Below are 734 nucleotides of genomic sequence, written 5' to 3' on the forward strand. Positions count from 1 at the left end.
CGCCAATGTAGAGCTCCCCCACCGCACCGAACGGCACCAGCCCGCCATGCCCGTCCAGCAGATACACCCGCGTGTTCGCAATCGGGCGGCCAATCGGGACAATGGCCCCATCAAACCCATCGGGGCAACTCCAGGTCGCCGCACAAACTGTTGCTTCGGTAGGTCCATAAGCATTGATAATGGATGCTGGAGCTAGACTCCAGATGAGTTCTGCCTTCGGCAGCTCTCCAGCAAGAATGAGAACTTGCGATCCCAAGCCTTCCGGCTTCTGGCTTCCCTGAAGCAAGGCTGGAGGCAGCGTCGCGTGCGTGATGGCTTCGCTTTGCAGATAATCCGATAGCTTGTTACTCGATTGACGGAGCTCATCCGCAGGCAAATGCAATGCGGCTCCCGAACCAAACGCCATAACAAGCTCCGAGGCGCTTGCATCAAAACCGAAGGAGGCGAACTGCACCACGCGGCTGTTGCAACAAACGCCAAAAAGCCCGATCTGAGCCAAGCTGAGATTGACCAAGCCGCGATGCTCGACCATGACCCCCTTGGGGGTGCCTGTTGATCCGGAGGTGTAGATCACATAGGCGAGATGGCGCGAGGTCAGGCCGAGCGCACGGGGGTCCGGATCCGACGCCGGCAGATTTGCCCATTCCGGCGTCGCCGCCAGATCCACCAGCGTCAGATCGCGTAGCGCACCGTCGCCCAGCGCCGATCGCCCCGCTGCATCGGCCAGCAGCACT

General features: G+C 60.8%; 1 protein-coding gene. It reads right to left on the reverse strand.

All coding sequences use genetic code 11. The features are described from left to right. Positions 1 to 734 (reverse strand): AMP-binding protein (locus tag IVA79_RS27145; RefSeq protein ID WP_247558749.1); only part of this gene is annotated, 734 nt, incomplete at both ends.

The organism is Bradyrhizobium sp. 138, from assembly GCF_023074075.1.
Taxonomy (GTDB): Bacteria; Pseudomonadota; Alphaproteobacteria; order Rhizobiales; family Xanthobacteraceae; genus Bradyrhizobium.